Here is a 16,804-nt window from a genome sequence, read left to right as displayed (position 1 = left end):
CATCGAGGTTAGTCTTTCGTTTCTGACGTGTAATAACTATGATCTTCTAAGTTTAATGCATTTAAAATCATAGAGGCGGTTTCTTCGATGGAAAGAGAAGCGACATTGATCACGACACAGCCTAGTTTTTCATACAGATCATTGGCAAACGTCAGCTCCGCTTTGATTTTTTCTATATCGGAATACGCAGAATCTGGGTTCAAGCCGTAGGAGCGCATCCGTTCTTTGCGAATACTGTTTAACACATTCGGATCGTTTGTTAGCCCGACGATTTTTTTCGGATCGATTTCCCAGAGCTGTTTTGGGATGTGGGCTTGCGGTACTAAAGGCAGGTTAGCAACTTTTAAATTTTTGTTTGCTAGAAATAGACTCAAAGGTGTTTTTGACGTCCGAGAAACCCCTAGTAACACGACATCTGCTTCCAAGAAGCCACGAGGGTCTTTCCCATCATCGTACATGACCGCAAATTCCATGGCTTTGATGCGTTTGAAATAATTTTCGTTCAAGTGGTGCAAAGCCCCTGGCTCTCGTGAAGGTGCTACGCCAGTTCGGCGTTCTACTTCACTTACTGGAGGGGTCAATACGTCGAAATGGTAAAGGTCAGCTTCTTCACAAAAATGATTCGTCAAATCCACAAGTTCTTCTTTGATCAAGGTATGAAGAATAATGGCGTTGTGTTTTTTTGCATCAGACAAAGCTTTGATCAAATGCTCTTTTGTGTGGATAAATGTGCGTCTAAAAAGGTTAAATTCGACGCTGGGGTATTGGGCCATTGTCGCTTGTGCAAGCTTCGATGCCGTTTCGCCGGCAGAGTCCGACAACACGAACATCGTCACTGCGGCACTGGTTTGCAATTTTTCTTGCAAGTCTGGTTGTTCAGGTTCAGTTGGCTTCATAAGAAAAATCCTCTCTTGCTTTTTTATTGATTTCATTATACCATACTTAAGATCGATAGAATCGGAATGATTTTGATTTATCAGGAGGGCCTACGATGAAAAATCAAACACTTATTGAGCATGCCATGACTACATTGAAAGAAAATGGCTTTAAATACACCAAAAAAAGAGAAGCGATCATCACCTATTTAGTGAAACGCAATCGCTATTTGCCAGCCAAGGAAATTCATGAATACATGTCAGAAAAGTATCCTGGCTTGAGCTATGATACGATCTACCGTAATCTGCATGATTTTTCTGAGATCGGTATTTTAGAAGAAACAGAGCTGAACGGGGAGATGAAGTTTCGCTATAACTGCTGTGCAGAATTAGAGGACCATCATCACCATCACTTTATTTGCACGGTTTGTGGCAAAACAAAAGAACTGCATATTTGCCCGATGGACTTCTTCCAAGAACAGCTTCCTGGCTGCTTGATCGAGGGACATCGCTTCGAGATTTTGGGCCGTTGTGAAGAATGTCAATGAAAACCCACACAAACTTGATGGGATCGAAGACTTTTTTAACAGAATGCCTTGACACTTTTTCAGGGGTTAGCTATAATTTTTAAAGGACAGTCGTGTTTTTTGGGATTTTATTTCAATAACAACTACGGTTACTTTTTAAGCTCGGAGGGAGGGAATTTACATGTCAAAAACAGTCGTTCGCAAAAACGAATCACTTGACGATGCTCTTCGTCGCTTCAAACGTTCCGTGTCAAAAGCGGGTACTTTACAGGAATCTCGTAAACGTGAATTTTACGAAAAACCTAGCGTAAAGCGTAAGAAAAAATCTGAAGCAGCTAGAAAACGCAAAAAATTCTAATTTTCTACTGTTTTGAGAATTGGAGCTGGTAGTGTGACACTACTAAGTACACTGAATGATGACATGAAGACAGCGATGAAAGCCAAAGACAAGGAAACCTTGCAGGTGATCCGCATGTTGAAAGCATCAATTCAAAATGAGCAGATCAAAAAAGGTTCTGACTTGAATGAAGAAGAAGAGTTGACCGTTTTGTCTCGTGAGATGAAACAGCGTCGTGATTCTTTAAATGAGTTTGAGAAAGCTGACCGAAATGATCTAGCAGAGAAAGTCAAAGTTGAAATTGCAGTTGTTGAAAAATATTTGCCAGCACAACTCGATGAAGCGGAAATCCGCCAAATCGTCGCTGGAGCGATTGAAAAGACTGGTGCTTCTTCTTCCAAAGAATTTGGAAAAGTGATGGGTGCTGTAATGCCACAAGTTAAAGGCAAAGCAGACGGCAATCAAGTCAATGCGATCGTTAAAGAATTATTGGATCAAATGTAAGCTCACGCCGCAAGTATGGATGACATGCTTGCGGCTTTTTTTTCTGATTTCGAAAACTTAAAAAAAGCATAAGGACAAGGGGAAACGACTGTTGTACTTGATAAGTAATTTTTCTTTTTTCCATCTTATGTTATTATTAATAAGAACGCCAAAAAAGGAGCTGTAACATATTTGACAGACAAAACAATAACGATCGAGATAACACTTAGTGAAAACGATGACGTTCGTTTATTATTAGGTGCCCACGATAAGAACATCAAAATTATTGAAGACTCCACAGGAACGGTCATTCACACTCGTGGTGAGCTGATCCAAATCGTAGGAGAAACTGAAGCCGCTGAAAAGGCACAATCCGTGATTCGGGCTTTGCAAGAGTTGATCAAACGAGGCATCAATATCAGTACCCCTGATGTGATCACTGCATTGAATATGGTGAATAAGGGCAGTCTTGATTATTTCAAAGATATGTATGAAGAAGAGATCATCAAAGACCGTAACGGCAAACCGATCCGAGTGAAAAATGCTGGACAAAAAAAATATATCGAAGCCGTCCGTAAACATGATGTAGTGTTTGGTGTCGGCCCCGCTGGAACCGGAAAGACCTTCTTAGCAGTCGTAATGGCAATTGCAGCTCTAAAGAAAGGCCAAGTGCAAAAAATCATTTTGACACGTCCCGCCGTTGAAGCAGGAGAAAATCTAGGTTTCCTACCAGGAGACTTGAAAGAAAAAGTCGATCCTTACTTACGCCCCGTTTATGATGCGTTGTATCAAATTTTTGGGATGGATCATACGAACCGTCTCATGGAACGAGGCGTCATTGAGATCGCACCATTGGCATATATGCGTGGACGTACGCTAGAAGATGCCTTTGTCATTTTAGATGAAGCGCAAAATACGACGATCGCTCAAATGAAAATGTTTTTGACCCGTTTAGGATTCAACTCTAAAATGATCGTCAATGGCGATACCAGCCAGATCGATTTGCCAAAAGGGACTTTAAGCGGCCTGATCCACGCCGAACGAACGTTACAAGAGATCCCTAAAATTGCTTTTGCTAATTTTGAAGCAGGAGATGTCGTGCGGCATCCAGTTGTTGCCGAGATCATTCGCGCATATGAAGAAGCAGATCTTAAAGACAAGCGCTGATCGTCTTTTAGGAGGAGAACTATGATCATTCAACCACTACGGAAATTTAGAGAAAGACTTGGGAAATTCTATCTACCAGTTTTGATGTTCCTTTTCTTTCTTTTTTCGATTGGTATCATGTACACCAGCGTCAAACAAAACAATGTCGATTATAGCGAAGGTCAAGTGGCGGAAGAAAATATCCGTGCCAATAAAACGATCGAAAATACCGCTGCGACGGAACAAAAACGTAAACTGGCTGCCGAAGCTGTACCACCAGAGTACACGTATCAGGATACACTGGCGCAAACGCAGCATGATCGTATCGATCATTTATTTGACTTAGTTGCTTCAGTCAAAAAATCAGTGGATGAAGCCCATGAAAAAAAAGTGGCTGAGGCCGATGAGGATGAAAATATCCCTAAACCTAGTACAGATGAATATATCGCAGCCTTAAAACAAGAATTTGAAAAAATGAGTGATGATGAACTGGATTTTTATCAGTCATTTACCAATAATTTTTTGACGACGATGTTCTCATTAAGTGATGATGAATTAAATACAGTGCGTACCTATGCGCTACAATTAGTTGATGAACAAATGGCGAAACAGATCCGCCAAACGGAATTAAGTACGTTTCGTTCTGAGGCGGAAGATAAGATCCAGTTCTTAGACGTTAGCTCAGACATGGCTTCTGTCTTACGTTTCTTAGTCAATCAAGGAATCGTCGTGAACGATATCCCAAATGAAAAACGGACAGAAGAAGCACGGCAAACCGCCATGGATGCTGTTCCTCCAGTGATGATTTATCAAGGAGAGATCATTGTCCGTGAGGGCTCGCAGATCGATGCCAATGCCCTAGAGAAGCTGCAGCTTTTAGGAATGACTAATCAGACCTTTTCTGTTTTTCCATTGATCGCTTTAGTGTTAGCAACAGTCTTACAGATGCTGATGGTGTTTTATTACACGAAACAGACGAAAGACGTGGAAAAACGGATGAATGCGGTCACGTTTTATATTTTGGCAATGGCATTCAGTATTTTGATCATGAAGTTTTTCCAACTTTTCCAATCTGAATTAGTGACCTTTATCCCGCTGTTTTTCCCAGCTGCGTTTACACCGTTGATCCTGAGTATTTTCTCCAGCCGTCGTTTGGGGATTTTGTCTGCGATTTTCCAAGTAATCAGTGCACTCTTTATTTACTTTGATTCTAGCGGAACCAACTTGTTGACGACCGTCTTAGTCACCTATTTGTTCTCTGGCTTGATGGGAACGATGATCAAGCGCGCCCGCATCGCTAGTCAAGGGAAAACGGCAGTAGCGTGGGTGATCGTCTTTCCGCTCTTACTGAGTTTTGTGCTGGTGATTTTCCAAGGAATGGATTTTGCTCGCGGGAACACTTGGACCACGATCATTTGTGGTTTAGCAGGCTCTCTCTTAAGCTATTTGCTAACGATGGGACTACATCCTTACATCGAATTGTTGGTGACGGATGAGAGTATGATCGTGTTAAATGAATTGAGCAACCCGAATCATCCATTATTAAAACAGTTGCTGGAAGAAGCGCCAGGAACATATCATCACAGTATGATGGTTGCCAATCTTAGTGCCAATGCCGTTGCCGAAATCGGCGGGCAAAGCTTACTGACTCGTGTGGCTTGTTATTACCATGATATCGGCAAGGTCAAACATGCCAATTTCTTCGTAGAAAATTTACCTGCTGGTGCCGAAAACCCGCATAATTTCTTGTTGCCTGAAGACAGCAAACAAATTATCTTCGGTCACGTGATCGATGGGGCGGAAATTCTCGAAGAAGCCAAAATGCCCCGCATGGTGATCGACATTTGTCGTCAACACCATGGCACGACCTTGATGCGGTATTTCTACGTGAAAGCCAAAGAGCGTAATCCCGAGGTAACGGAAGAAGATTTCCGTTATCCTGGTCCAAAACCGCAAACACGAGAAGCTGGCGTTGTGAGTATCGCGGATAGTTGTGAAGCAGCTGTTCGAGCGATGGAAAATCCAACAAATCAAAAGATTCAAGAATTTGTTGCAAATCTCATCAATGATCGGATCTTAGACGGTCAACTGGATGAAACAGGCCTGACTTTGAAAGAAATCCGAATGATTGAAAAATCACTGGTCAACGGACTTTGCAGTACCTTCCATTCACGGATCAAATATCCAAAAATGAAGTCGGAAGCAGAGAAAATGAAAGAAGAACAAGAAAGAAGAGAGCGCTAATGGAGATTACCTTTTTAGATGAGACAAATTCAGTGGGGGAAACCAAGATCAAAGAGATCGAAGGACTGTTGCAATTTGCTGCAGGACATTTAGAACTTCCAGAGGATACAGAAATGTCCGTCACATTTATGGACAATGCGGCGATCCAAGAAATCAATCGGGAGTACCGCGGCAAAGATATGCCAACAGATGTCATTAGTTTTGCCTTTGAAGAAGAAACAGACGAAGAGCTGTCGATCATTTTTGACGAAGCCCTTGAAGAGCTGCCGCGTGATCTTGGAGATATTATGATCTCCATTGAACGAGCGAAAGAACAAGCTGCTGAATACGGGCACACCTATGATCGGGAGCTGGGTTTCTTGGCGTTACATGGTTTCTTGCATATCAATGGCTATGATCATATGACACCTGAAGATGAAAAGGAAATGTTTGGATTGCAAAAGGAAATACTGGATGCCTATGGACTCAAAAGATAAGAATATTGGGAAAAACAAACAATTTATTTCGTCGATCGAATTTGCTTTCACTGGTATAAAAACCGTCTTTAAAGAGGAACGCAATATGCGTAAACATGTTGCACTAGGAATCGTTGCGATCATTGCGGGCTTTATTTTCCGTTTGAGTCAAATGGAATGGCTCTGGTTGCTGCTAGCTGTTTTCTTAGTCTGGATCGTTGAGATCATCAACACCGTCTTTGAAAACGTCGTAGATATGTTTACAGATTTCCATTTCCATCCTATCGGAAAAAAAATCAAAGATATGGCTGCTGGTGCCGTGCTGATGACTGCAGTTTTTGCGTTAGTCGTCGCAGCGATCATCTTCTTGCCAAAATTGCTGCAGCTCTTCTGATGCGCACCAAAACACAAGATAAAGGGGAACAATAATGACAACACACAAATCAGGCTTCGTTGCGATCGTCGGGCGGCCAAATGTTGGGAAATCAACACTACTAAATCGAGTCGTAGGACAAAAAATCGCGATCATGAGTGACAAAGCGCAAACGACCCGTAACAAAATCCAAGGGGTCTACACAACGGATGACGCACAGCTGATCTTTATCGATACACCAGGTATCCACAAACCCAAACACCGTTTAGGCGATTTTATGGTTGAAACCGCCTATAGTGCACTGCGAGAAGTTGACGTGACGCTATTTATGATCAGTGCGGACCAAAAGCGTGGGAAGGGCGATGATTTTATTATCGAACGATTGCGCCAAAGTCAGACACCGGTTTTCCTCGTGATCAATAAAATTGATAAAGTCCATCCAGATGCCTTATTGGCAATTATTGAAGACTACTCCTCACAAATGGACTTTGCTGAGATCGTACCGATTTCCGCAACAGAAGGCAATAATTTCGAAACGTTAATGAAGCTACTGATCGATGAAATGCCAGAAGGGCCTCAGTACTTCCCAGAGGATCAAATCACGGATCATCCAGAATACTTTATCGTTTCCGAATTGGTGCGGGAAAAAGTCTTGCTACTGACCAGAGATGAAGTACCTCACTCAGTAGCGGTCGTGGTTGACTCCATGAAACGAGACCACAATGACAAGGTGCATATTCAAGCGACGATCATTGTCGAACGTGACAGTCAAAAAGGCATTATCATCGGCAAAGGCGGAAAAATGCTGAAACAGATCGGTACGAAAGCTCGTTTAGACATTGAACACTTGTTAGATGACAAAGTCTTCTTGGAATTATGGGTAAAAGTTCAAAAAGATTGGCGCGACAAGCAAACATTCTTAACAGATTATGGCTATCGCAAAGATGAGTATTGATGACATGCAGATCAAACATGATCTGTTTTAATGAAGAAAAACTGATGCAGTTAGCGAACTGGATCAGTTTTTTTAAAGAAATGGGGTGCGACGATGAATCTTGTTGAAACAAAAGGAATCTTGCTTTTTTCAAAAGACCATAAAGAAAAAGACAAGCTAGTCAAAATCTTTACGGAATCTGCTGGGAAGCAAATGTTTTATGTCAAGGGTGCCCATCGGAAAAATAACCCCTTGGCACCAGCGCTGCTCTCCTATACTGAAGCCACCTACATGGGAACCATCAAAACGGAAGGCTTGTCCTTTTTAAACAATGCCAAAGACATCCATCCTTTTCGTACGATCCAAAGTGATATTTTTATTGCTGGTTATGCAACCTACTTATTGAATTTGGCTGATTCTGCTATTGATGATCGAGTCTATGACCCACATCTATACCAATTTTTACATGAGGCCTTGCAATTAATGGATCAAGAAAACGACGCAGAGATCATCACCAATATCTTTGAGATCCAGATTTTGCACCGTTTCGGGATCACCCCGAATTGGACCCATTGTGCGATCTGCGGAAAAACCGACGGTCGGTTTGACTATTCCTCAAAATATAGCGGTATTTTATGTGAACAGCACTGGGGGATGGACGAACGTCGTTATCATGCTGATTCTCGGGCGATCCATTTTATTCGCTTATTTTCGCAAATATCCTACGAGCAGATTGCTTCAATCAAATTAAAGCCAGAAACGAAAGCCGCGATCCGACGAGTGATTGATTTATTATATGATGAATATGTGGGCATTCATTTAAAAAGTAAGAAGTTTATCGATCAGATGGGGCAATGGCAAGACGTCTTAAAACCGAAAAATCAATGATAGAGTTGGCGAAACTTCAATGGAGTTAAGCCGACTCTTTTTTTGAATAATGCTGTAAAGTGACTTGCATCTTGAAACCCCACTGCGAAGGCAGCTTGTTGAATGGGCAGATCTGGCTGTGCCACCAAAAGCTCTTTGGCTCGGGTCATGCGGTAGTTCAATAAATATTGTGCAGTAGATTGCCCCAAAAAACGTTGGAACAAACGTGAAAGATACTGTGGTGAAACATAGACGAGCCCTGCTAGTTCTTTGATCGTGATCGCCTGATCGTAATTCGTTTCGATTTCTTGTATAACGGGAACCAGATATTGTTGGAACAGCGGGTGTTTTTCTGTCGGATTCCCTGAGCGTTCTTGCATGATCGCCAATAAAAAGCGGTAACATTCGCTAGAAGCCCGTAGCGGGTCCCAACTGATTTGTTGGTCTTCTTTGATCCGTTGATTGATCCAGGTGACATAAGAAAAGGTTTCTGACTCTTCAGCTAATATATAGGGCTGATTCGTGTACTGCTTTAACACCTCAGCTGCCAAAGGGCCTTGGAATGTGGCGAAGGATGTTTTCCAGTTAGTCAATGGATAATAGCGATGGGGCGTAAAAGGAAAAATCAAAATGCCTTCATTCGGACGTAAGATAAACGATTCCTGACCAAATGTGATTCGGCCTTCCCCTTGCTCGGTTTGCAGCCAATGGAAGTAGGGATAACCATCAGGACGAGCGACGTCATCTTGCGCCCAATCGTTGCCGATGCTTTCAAGAGATAAAGGCAGCTGCTGATTGGTTTGATAAAAGTAGATAGGCATAGCGTACCTCCGTGTTTCGAAAAGTTATAAAATAGTGTTTCATGTATTATACTACAACAGAATGAAAAGCCTTACAATAAGAGAGTAGAAATCATTTTATTTTAAAGGAGCGTTCACTTACATGACAAAATTTTTTGATAGAATACTATTTGGCGGCGATTATAATCCAAATCAGTGGCCGAAAGAGATTTGGGAAGAAGACATTCGGATCTTTAAAAAAGCAAGTATCAATAGCGCGACCGTCAATGTTTTTTCATGGGCAAAGATCCAACCCTCTGAAAATTGTTATGATTTTGAGGAATTGGATCAAATCATCGAAAAATTAAGTACGGAAGGTTTCGACATCGTCTTAGCCACTTCCACAGCTGCTTTGCCAGCTTGGATGTTTAAGAAGTATCCAGAAGTCGCTCGCACCGATTATGATGGACGCCATCATAAGTTTGGGCAACGGCACAATGCCTGTCCCAACAGTTTGGTTTATCAAAAATACGCAGAACGCTTGGCAACGAAATTAGCCGAACGTTACGGCGAAAATCCACAAGTGACTTGTTGGCACATCAATAATGAATACGGCGGCGAATGTTATTGCGACAACTGTGAAAAAGCGTTTCGTGTCTGGTTAAAGGATAAATATCATACGATCGAAGCACTGAATAAAGCCTGGAATATGGAATTTTGGGGGCATACGGTGTATGAATGGGATGAAATCGTGCTGCCAAATGCGCTGTCAGAAGGAATCGGCTATGACAAGACGGCATTTGCAGGTATTTCTATTGACTACCGGCGGTTCAACTCGGATAGTCTTTTAAAAAACTACATGATGGAGCGGGACGCTATTCGGAAAATCGATCCCACAACACCGATTACAACGAATTTGATGGGAACCTTTAAAGGACTGGATTATTTCAAGTGGGCAAAGGAAATGGACCTTGTTTCGTGGGATAATTATCCATCGTACAATACGCCATGGAGCTTAGTAGCCATGACCCATGATTTGATGCGCGGGTTAAAACAGCAACCCTTTATGCTGATGGAACAAACACCTTCCCAACAAAACTGGCAGCCTTATAATTCATTAAAAAAACCAGGACAGATGCGGGCGCAAAGCTATCAAACGATTGCTCATGGGGCAGATACGATCCAATACTTCCAATTGCGACGTTCCATTGGTGCTTGTGAGAAATTCCATGGTGCGGTCATCGAACATGTCGGTCATGAAGACACGCGGGTTTTCCGAGAAACAGCCGCTCTTGGGGCTGAATTAGCGCAGCTTTCAGACATCATTGGCACGCAAACCCAAGCACAGGTTGCTGTGATTTTCGATTGGGACAATTATTGGGCTTTAGAATATACGAGTGGTCCAACCGTTGACCTGAAATATGTGGAACAGATCCATCGCTACTATCGCTATTTTTACGAACAAAATATTGCGGTCGATTTGGTTCCCGTGGATGCTGACTTATCAAAATACAAGCTAGTCGCAGCTCCGGTTCTGTACATGATCAAAGAAGGGATGCAAGAGCGGCTAACTGATTTCGTTATGCAAGGCGGTGCTTTACTTACAACGTATATGAGCGGCATCGTTGATCAATCAGACAATGTTCACTTAGGCGGTTACCCTGGCCCCTTGCGGGAGTTAGCTGGCATCTGGGTGGAAGAAATCGATGCATTAGCGCCAGAACAATCAAACGGGGTTTCGTTAGTCAATGAAGAACTTACAGGAACAAGTAATTTAGTCAGCGATTTGATCCATTTAGAAAACGCCGAAGCGCTAGCGCATTACACGAGCAATTTCTATGCAGGAATGCCGGCAGTGACCAAAAATACATTTGGCGATGGAACCGTCTATTACTTTGGTGGACAGTTGGAAGATCAGCTGCAAGATCAGCTTTTCAAAACGATCGTCAAAGAGACCGATATTACCCCAGTGATCGAGGAGGCAACAAAACTAGAAATTGCCTGTCGTGAAAATGAAGAGGCGAAATTTTTCGTCATCATCAATTTCCACGAAGAAGCACAACCGCTGCCAGAAATGTTTGTTGGAAAAACGGATCTTCTGACGGGTAAGGTTCTTTCTTCAGAAATGATGCTGACGCAATACACCACCTATATCGTCAAAGAGGGGCGTAACTGATGCGAACTTTTGCTATTGAAGATGACTTTTATTTAGACAACAAGCCTTTTAAAGTGATCTCTGGAGCGATCCATTATTTTCGTGTCGTTCCTGAATATTGGCAAGATCGCTTAGAGAAACTACGCTTGATGGGCTGTAATACCGTCGAAACCTATGTTCCTTGGAATCTTCATGAAGCACAGGAAGGTGTCTATCAATTTGATGGGATCCTTGATTTGCGGCGATTTATCCAAACGGCACAAGAAGTAGGGCTTTATGTCATTTTGCGACCAGCACCTTATATTTGTGCGGAGTGGGAATTTGGGGGACTGCCTTATTGGCTATTGCAAGACCCTATGATGAAGCTTCGGTTTGATTATCCCCCATTTATGGAAAAAATCACTCGTTATTTCGCCCATTTGTTTCCACAAGTGCGGGATCTGCAGATCACCCAAGGTGGTCCGATTATAATGATGCAAGTAGAAAATGAATACGGCAGCTACGCCAATGATAAAGAGTATTTGCGGAAAATGGTGGCTGCGATGCGGCAGCATGGTGTAGAAACGCCGTTAGTGACCTCTGACGGACCTTGGCACGATATGCTAGAAAACGGCAGTATCAAAGACTTGGCATTGCCTACGATCAACTGCGGCTCCAACATCAAGGAAAACTTTGAAAAACTTCGAAGATTTCACGGAGAAAAACGGCCACTGATGGTCATGGAATTTTGGATCGGCTGGTTTGATGCCTGGGGTGACGACCAGCACCATACGACCTCAACACAAGATGCAGTAAAGGAATTGCAGGATTGTTTAGCATTAGGTTCTGTCAATATCTATATGTTTCATGGCGGGACCAACTTTGGCTTTATGAACGGGTCAAACTATTATGAACGCTTAGCGCCGGATGTCACTAGCTATGATTACGATGCCTTGTTGACAGAATGGGGAGAACCTACTGCCAAATACCAAGCCTTCAAAAAGGTGATCGCTGACTATGCGGAAATTCCTGAGTTTCCCTTGAGTATGAAAATTGAGCGAAAAGCTTATGGAACATTCTCAGTGAAAGAACGAGTCTCCTTGTTTTCGACGATCGACACAATCAGTCAACCGATCATAAGTAATTTCCCGTTATCGATGGAAGCCTGCAATCAAGCGACAGGCTATATCTATTATCGCTCACTGATTGGGCCTGCTCGGAAGATTGCCGACTACCGTCTGATCAATACGATGGATCGTGCCCATACGTTTATCAACCAGGAACTTTTGCGCATCGATTACGATCAAGAAATCGGTCAAACCCACAGTTTCGATTTATTAGAATCAGAAAACGAGTTGGGGATCTTGGTGGAGAATATGGGGCGGGTCAATTATTCTGTAAAAATGAACCATCAGCACAAAGGCATCAAAGACGGTGTGATCATCAATGGCGCCTTCCAAAGCAACTGGGAAATCTATCCCTTACCGATGGATAATTTGCATGCCATTGATTTCCAAGGAAAATGGCAAAAAGGACAACCAAGTTTCTCACGCTTTGAATGTGTTTTTGATGAATGTGCAGATACCTTTATCGAATTGCCAGGCTGGGGTAAAGGGTTTGTCCAAGTCAATGGTCATACGATCGGCCGTTTCTGGGAAAAAGGACCGCAGCAGCGCTTGTACGTCCCAGCACCGTTTTTAAAAATCGGAATGAATGAGATCATCGTTTTTGAAAGTGATGGGAAAATCGCTGATGAGATCGTCTTTCATGATCAGGCGGATTTAGGCCCAGAAGCATAAAAGTTCAAATTAATCATTGACAAACCCTAGCTTCAACTACTATCATAAGAGTAATCGAATCCGTGCTATGATCGGAAGAAAGAAAGAAGACCATTCCATGAAGCGAACTTGGGAGAGTGAAAGCCAAGTTGGAACCTTATTTCGCAGGCGTCCGTGAGCATGATCAATGAAGCTGCCGACTTGTCGGAAGTAGGGTGGAACCGCGAATTTATCGTCCCTATATCTATACACTTTGTATAGATATAGGGACTTTTTTATGTTTCACACCAAGAATAGCCAAAAACAAAGGAGGTTTTTTATGTTATTTGATATGACGATTCCAGCAAGTGCGTTTACCGAAAAAAAGCTCAAAGTATTAGCAAGTATTCCACTGCAGGTTCGCCTTTTAAAGGATGAACAGCTTATCCATGAATTTACAACGAGTCCAGACCAAATGCTTTACGACTTATCGGATGTTTTAGAAGCAGATGTCGTGGTCGAAGTGAAATTGATCCCTGGATCAGTTGTCGAATTTTATCCTGTCGTCAATGCGTTATAAGAAAGGAAGAAAAAGATGAGTAAACTAACTGTGCAAGAGATGATTTTGACCCTGCAAAAATTCTGGTCTGAAAACGGCTGTATGCTGATGCAGGCCTATGATACAGAAAAAGGGGCTGGAACCATGAGCCCATATACATTTTTACGTGCAATCGGTCCAGAACCATGGAACGCCGCTTACGTAGAACCTTCTCGCCGTCCAGCTGATGGCCGCTACGGGGAAAACCCAAATCGTTTGTATCAGCACCACCAGTTCCAAGTCGTGATGAAGCCTTCTCCTGAAAATATCCAAGAGCTTTATTTAGAAAGCCTGCGTCTTTTAGGGATCGATCCATTAGAACATGATATTCGTTTTGTCGAAGATAACTGGGAAAATCCTTCGATGGGTTGTGCAGGTCTTGGTTGGGAAGTTTGGTTAGACGGGATGGAGATCACTCAGTTTACGTACTTCCAACAAGTCGGCGGCTTAGCATGTAAGCCAGTGACATCAGAGATCACTTACGGCTTAGAACGTCTAGCATCTTATATTCAAGAAGTTGAAAGTGTCTACGATCTTGAATGGTCTGCAGGTGTCAAATATGGTGAGATTTTCCGCCAACCTGAGTATGAACATTCAAAATATTCCTTTGAAGTCAGTGACCAAGACTTGCTTTTAGGAAACTTCGATCGTTTTGAAAAAGAAGCAAAACGCTGTATCGATGAACGCTTAGTTCATCCAGCTTACGACTATATCTTAAAATGCAGCCATACCTTCAACCTGTTGGATGCTCGTGGCGCAGTCTCCGTCACTGAACGTGCTGGGTACCTCGCACGTATCCGTAACATGGCGCGTCAAGTAGCAAAACTCTTTGTAGCAGAACGGGAAAACCTCGGTTATCCATTGCTTGATCCAGAAGTGGCGCAAAAACTGATTGAGGAGGGAAAATAAGATGGCACAAAACCTATTATTAGAAATCGGCTTAGAGGAATTACCAGCGCATGTCGTAACCCCAAGTATGAAACAATTACAAGAAAAAACGGCAGCTTTCTTAGATGCTCATGCGTTGCCTTATACAACGATCGAAGCCTATTCCACACCTCGCCGTTTGGCTGTCTATGTCACCGGTATTCCTGAAAAACAAGCGGATACGCAAGAAGATGTCAAAGGACCAGCGAAAAAAATCGCATTAGATGATGCAGGCAATTGGTCGAAAGCAGCTCAAGGGTTTGTTCGTGGACAAGGATTGACGACTGATGACATCACCTTCCGTGAATTAAAAGGGATTGAGTATGTCTATGTAACGAAACATACCCAAGGTCAACCAACCGTTGAGGTATTGAAAGGATTGCAGGAAGTAATCACGAGTTTGACGTTCCCAGTAACGATGCACTGGGCAGACTACGATTTTGAATATATCCGACCAATTCATTGGATCGTAGCACTCTTTGGTGAGCAAGTCATTCCTTTCCAAATCCTTGATATTGTTACCGGTCGCGAGTCAAAAGGTCATCGTTTCTTAGGTGAGGCAGTCACGTTTGATCACGCGGACGAGTATTTGGAAAAAATGAAGCATCAGTTTGTCATCGCTGATCCAAGCGAACGTCAACAAATGATCACCGCACAAATCAACGCGATCGCTCAAGAAAACAACTGGCGGATCGATTTAGATGAAGACTTACTAGAAGAAGTGACAAATCTAGTTGAATACCCAACAGCCTTTGTAGGGGACTTTGAAGAAAAATATCTTTCTGTCCCTGAAGAAGTATTAGTTACTTCTATGAAAGAACATCAACGTTACTTCGATGTCCGCACCCTTGACGGAGAATTGCTGCCGCACTTCATCTCTGCCCGCAACGGGGATGCTGTGAAGATCGATAATGTCATCAAGGGAAACCAAAAAGTCCTGACCGCTCGTCTAGAAGATGCTGAGTTTTTCTACAATGAAGACAAAAAGCTGACCATTGACCATTGCGTAGAAAAACTTAAGCAAGTCACCTTCCACGAAAAAATCGGCAGCTTGTATGAAAAAATGCAACGTGTCGGACTAGCAGCGCAAATCATCGGGAAGACCGTTGGTTTAACACAAGAAGAACTGACCGACCTTCAACGGGCAGCTCAAATCTATAAATTTGATTTAGTGACCAATATGGTAGGGGAATTCCCTGAATTGCAAGGGATCATGGGGGAAAAATATGCCCTGATCCAAGGAGAAAAACCAACAGTTGCCCAAGCGATTCGTGAACACTACATGCCGATCTCAGCAGAAGGCGAGCTGCCACAATCAAAAATCGGGGCTGTTTTAGCGATTGCGGATAAATTAGACAGCTTACTTGCTTTCTTCGCTGTTGATATGGTTCCAAGCGGTTCAAACGATCCTTATGCACTTCGTCGGCAAACCTACGGGATTATCCGCATCCTAGCTGAAAAGCGCTGGTACTTCCCATTTGCTCAGTTGCAAGAAGAGATTCGTGAAGCCGTTAATGCCCAACCAGAAGTTTTTGGGATTCAACTTGCCGCTGGTCAAGAACAAGTGACCGATTTTGTGAAAGGTCGTCTGCGTCAATTCTTACTCAGCAAAAATACGCGTCATGATGTCATCGAAGCTGTCTTAGGCGCACGTCAAGCAGACATCAGTACGTTGTTTGAAACGGCTCAAATGTTAAGGGAGCATCTGCAAGACACCGACTTCAAACCTTCGATGGAAGCTTTGACACGGGTGATCAATTTAGCGAAGAAAGCTGAATTGGATCAAGCAGCAATTGATCCTGCCTTGTTTGAAAACGACTCTGAAACTGCCTTGTATGAAGCGGTCTTAACAGTAGAGGACAAGTTCCCACATCAAACGATGGAAGAAAACTACCAAAGCTTAGTGGCATTGCGCCCATTGATCGAAGCTTATTTTGATCAAACAATGGTCATGGTGGAAGATGAACAAATTCGCCGCAACCGTTTTGCCTTGTTGGATAAAATCGCGAAGATGAGTCTGGCAGTGGCTAGTTTAGATGCTTTGATTACGAAATAAAAGAAGCTTGCAGTTGCAGGTTTCTAAATAAAAAAAGCTGGAACTGAAGAATCAGTTCTGGCTTTTTTCTATGTTTCTCGATTTACTTGTGTTCAGTCCCAAGAAAACCGTCCTTTTCGTACAATGAAAGGACGGTTTTTGATGTTAAATTTTATAGCCGATCCCCCAAACGGTTTTGATATAAGAGGACTTCTTGTGGGTATCGTGCATTTTTTCCCGAAGGTTTCGAACGTGGACCATGATGGTATTATTGGAAGACGTGTAATATTTTTCGCCCCAAACCTCTTGAAACATTTCCTCAGAGCTTACCAC

17 protein-coding genes are annotated in these 16,804 nt (G+C 42.8%); 14 read left to right on the top strand and 3 right to left on the bottom strand.

Annotated features, from left to right (window positions below; translation table 11 throughout):
• Positions 1–8: 8 nt before the first annotated feature.
• Entirely contained in the window at positions 9–896 is an 888-nt protein-coding gene (locus A5883_RS08490; RefSeq protein WP_010748043.1) for a pyruvate, water dikinase regulatory protein, read from the bottom strand.
• Between the two features lie 95 nt (positions 897–991).
• On the opposite strand from A5883_RS08490, the gene A5883_RS08485 reads away from it, so the two are divergent.
• From A5883_RS08485 to recO, 9 genes are all read left to right on the top strand, one after another.
• Complete coding sequence (locus tag A5883_RS08485) at positions 992–1,423, top strand: Fur family transcriptional regulator (protein WP_005225833.1); 432 nt, start codon at positions 992–994, stop codon at positions 1,421–1,423.
• 160 nt (positions 1,424–1,583) lie between these two features.
• Positions 1,584–1,760, top strand: a complete 177-nt coding sequence (rpsU, locus tag A5883_RS08480; RefSeq protein WP_002356740.1) for a 30S ribosomal protein S21 — start codon at positions 1,584–1,586, stop codon at positions 1,758–1,760.
• Between the two features lie 33 nt (positions 1,761–1,793).
• Positions 1,794–2,243, top strand: coding sequence for a GatB/YqeY domain-containing protein (locus A5883_RS08475; RefSeq protein ID WP_005225841.1), 450 nt, complete (start codon positions 1,794–1,796; stop codon positions 2,241–2,243).
• A 171-nt stretch (positions 2,244–2,414) separates the two neighbouring features.
• The gene (locus A5883_RS08470) at positions 2,415–3,389 is read left to right on the top strand and encodes a PhoH family protein (RefSeq protein WP_086338324.1); all 975 of its coding nucleotides are present in this window, start codon (positions 2,415–2,417) and stop codon (positions 3,387–3,389) included.
• A 21-nt stretch (positions 3,390–3,410) separates the two neighbouring features.
• Positions 3,411–5,612 carry an HD family phosphohydrolase gene (locus tag A5883_RS08465; protein WP_010748045.1) on the top strand — a complete coding sequence of 734 codons (2,202 nt, stop codon included), beginning with the start codon at positions 3,411–3,413 and terminating at the stop codon, positions 5,610–5,612.
• Positions 5,612–6,088, top strand: coding sequence for an rRNA maturation RNase YbeY (gene ybeY, locus A5883_RS08460; RefSeq protein ID WP_005225844.1), 477 nt, complete (start codon positions 5,612–5,614; stop codon positions 6,086–6,088). Before A5883_RS08465 ends, ybeY begins: the two co-directional genes overlap by 1 nt.
• Positions 6,072–6,461, top strand: coding sequence for a diacylglycerol kinase family protein (locus tag A5883_RS08455; RefSeq protein WP_016610244.1), 390 nt, complete (start codon positions 6,072–6,074; stop codon positions 6,459–6,461). The genes ybeY and A5883_RS08455 overlap by 17 nt, the downstream gene beginning before the upstream one ends.
• A gap of 34 nt (positions 6,462–6,495) precedes the next feature.
• Positions 6,496–7,395 carry a GTPase Era gene (gene era, locus A5883_RS08450; protein ID WP_005225846.1) on the top strand — a complete coding sequence of 300 codons (900 nt, stop codon included), beginning with the start codon at positions 6,496–6,498 and terminating at the stop codon, positions 7,393–7,395.
• 93 nt (positions 7,396–7,488) lie between these two features.
• Complete coding sequence (gene recO, locus A5883_RS08445) at positions 7,489–8,262, top strand: DNA repair protein RecO (RefSeq protein ID WP_005225847.1); 774 nt, start codon at positions 7,489–7,491, stop codon at positions 8,260–8,262.
• Here recO and A5883_RS08440 read toward each other — a convergent pair.
• Entirely contained in the window at positions 8,256–9,062 is an 807-nt protein-coding gene (locus tag A5883_RS08440; protein WP_005225848.1) for an AraC family transcriptional regulator, read from the bottom strand. The genes recO and A5883_RS08440 overlap by 7 nt on opposite strands.
• Before the next feature lie 121 nt (positions 9,063–9,183).
• On the opposite strand from A5883_RS08440, the gene A5883_RS08435 reads away from it, so the two are divergent.
• From A5883_RS08435 to glyS, 5 genes are all read left to right on the top strand, one after another.
• Positions 9,184–11,196 carry a beta-galactosidase gene (locus tag A5883_RS08435; RefSeq protein WP_086338323.1) on the top strand — a complete coding sequence of 671 codons (2,013 nt, stop codon included), beginning with the start codon at positions 9,184–9,186 and terminating at the stop codon, positions 11,194–11,196.
• Complete coding sequence (locus A5883_RS08430; protein WP_086338322.1) at positions 11,196–12,953, top strand: glycoside hydrolase family 35 protein; 1,758 nt, start codon at positions 11,196–11,198, stop codon at positions 12,951–12,953. Before A5883_RS08435 ends, A5883_RS08430 begins: the two co-directional genes overlap by 1 nt.
• Before the next feature lie 298 nt (positions 12,954–13,251).
• On the top strand, positions 13,252–13,491 hold the full coding sequence (locus A5883_RS08425) for a hypothetical protein (RefSeq protein ID WP_081118113.1): 240 nt from the start codon (positions 13,252–13,254) through the stop codon (positions 13,489–13,491).
• A 15-nt stretch (positions 13,492–13,506) separates the two neighbouring features.
• On the top strand, positions 13,507–14,418 hold the full coding sequence (gene glyQ, locus A5883_RS08420; RefSeq protein ID WP_005225852.1) for a glycine--tRNA ligase subunit alpha: 912 nt from the start codon (positions 13,507–13,509) through the stop codon (positions 14,416–14,418).
• 1 nt (position 14,419) lies between these two features.
• The gene (gene glyS / locus A5883_RS08415; protein ID WP_086338321.1) at positions 14,420–16,492 is read left to right on the top strand and encodes a glycine--tRNA ligase subunit beta; all 2,073 of its coding nucleotides are present in this window, start codon (positions 14,420–14,422) and stop codon (positions 16,490–16,492) included.
• Positions 16,493–16,636: 144 nt separating this feature from the next.
• Here the strand turns inward: glyS and A5883_RS08410 are convergent.
• On the bottom strand, positions 16,637–16,804 hold a 168-nt coding region (locus A5883_RS08410; protein ID WP_141108399.1), incomplete at its 5' end, for a winged helix-turn-helix domain-containing protein.

Origin of the sequence: Enterococcus sp. 5B3_DIV0040 (assembly GCF_002140755.1) — a bacterium.
Classification (GTDB): Bacteria; Bacillota; Bacilli; order Lactobacillales; family Enterococcaceae; genus Enterococcus_D; species Enterococcus_D casseliflavus.
This window is presented reverse-complemented; position numbering and strand designations above follow the sequence as displayed.

What these genes read in the sequence shown, in the direction of transcription:
- A5883_RS08435 (WP_086338323.1), top strand. Translation starts at nt 9,184, where the DNA reads ATGACAAAATTTTTTGATAGAATACTATTTGGCGGCGATTATAATCCA.
- A5883_RS08440 (WP_005225848.1), bottom strand. Translation starts at nt 9,062, where the DNA reads ATGCCTATCTACTTTTATCAAACCAATCAGCAGCTGCCTTTATCTCTT.
- glyQ (WP_005225852.1), top strand. Translation starts at nt 13,507, where the DNA reads ATGAGTAAACTAACTGTGCAAGAGATGATTTTGACCCTGCAAAAATTC.
- rpsU (WP_002356740.1), top strand. Translation starts at nt 1,584, where the DNA reads ATGTCAAAAACAGTCGTTCGCAAAAACGAATCACTTGACGATGCTCTT.
- A5883_RS08465 (WP_010748045.1), top strand. Translation starts at nt 3,411, where the DNA reads ATGATCATTCAACCACTACGGAAATTTAGAGAAAGACTTGGGAAATTC.
- A5883_RS08485 (WP_005225833.1), top strand. Translation starts at nt 992, where the DNA reads ATGAAAAATCAAACACTTATTGAGCATGCCATGACTACATTGAAAGAA.
- A5883_RS08430 (WP_086338322.1), top strand. Translation starts at nt 11,196, where the DNA reads ATGCGAACTTTTGCTATTGAAGATGACTTTTATTTAGACAACAAGCCT.
- recO (WP_005225847.1), top strand. Translation starts at nt 7,489, where the DNA reads ATGAATCTTGTTGAAACAAAAGGAATCTTGCTTTTTTCAAAAGACCAT.
- era (WP_005225846.1), top strand. Translation starts at nt 6,496, where the DNA reads ATGACAACACACAAATCAGGCTTCGTTGCGATCGTCGGGCGGCCAAAT.
- A5883_RS08455 (WP_016610244.1), top strand. Translation starts at nt 6,072, where the DNA reads ATGGACTCAAAAGATAAGAATATTGGGAAAAACAAACAATTTATTTCG.
- glyS (WP_086338321.1), top strand. Translation starts at nt 14,420, where the DNA reads ATGGCACAAAACCTATTATTAGAAATCGGCTTAGAGGAATTACCAGCG.
- A5883_RS08425 (WP_081118113.1), top strand. Translation starts at nt 13,252, where the DNA reads ATGTTATTTGATATGACGATTCCAGCAAGTGCGTTTACCGAAAAAAAG.
- ybeY (WP_005225844.1), top strand. Translation starts at nt 5,612, where the DNA reads ATGGAGATTACCTTTTTAGATGAGACAAATTCAGTGGGGGAAACCAAG.
- A5883_RS08490 (WP_010748043.1), bottom strand. Translation starts at nt 896, where the DNA reads ATGAAGCCAACTGAACCTGAACAACCAGACTTGCAAGAAAAATTGCAA.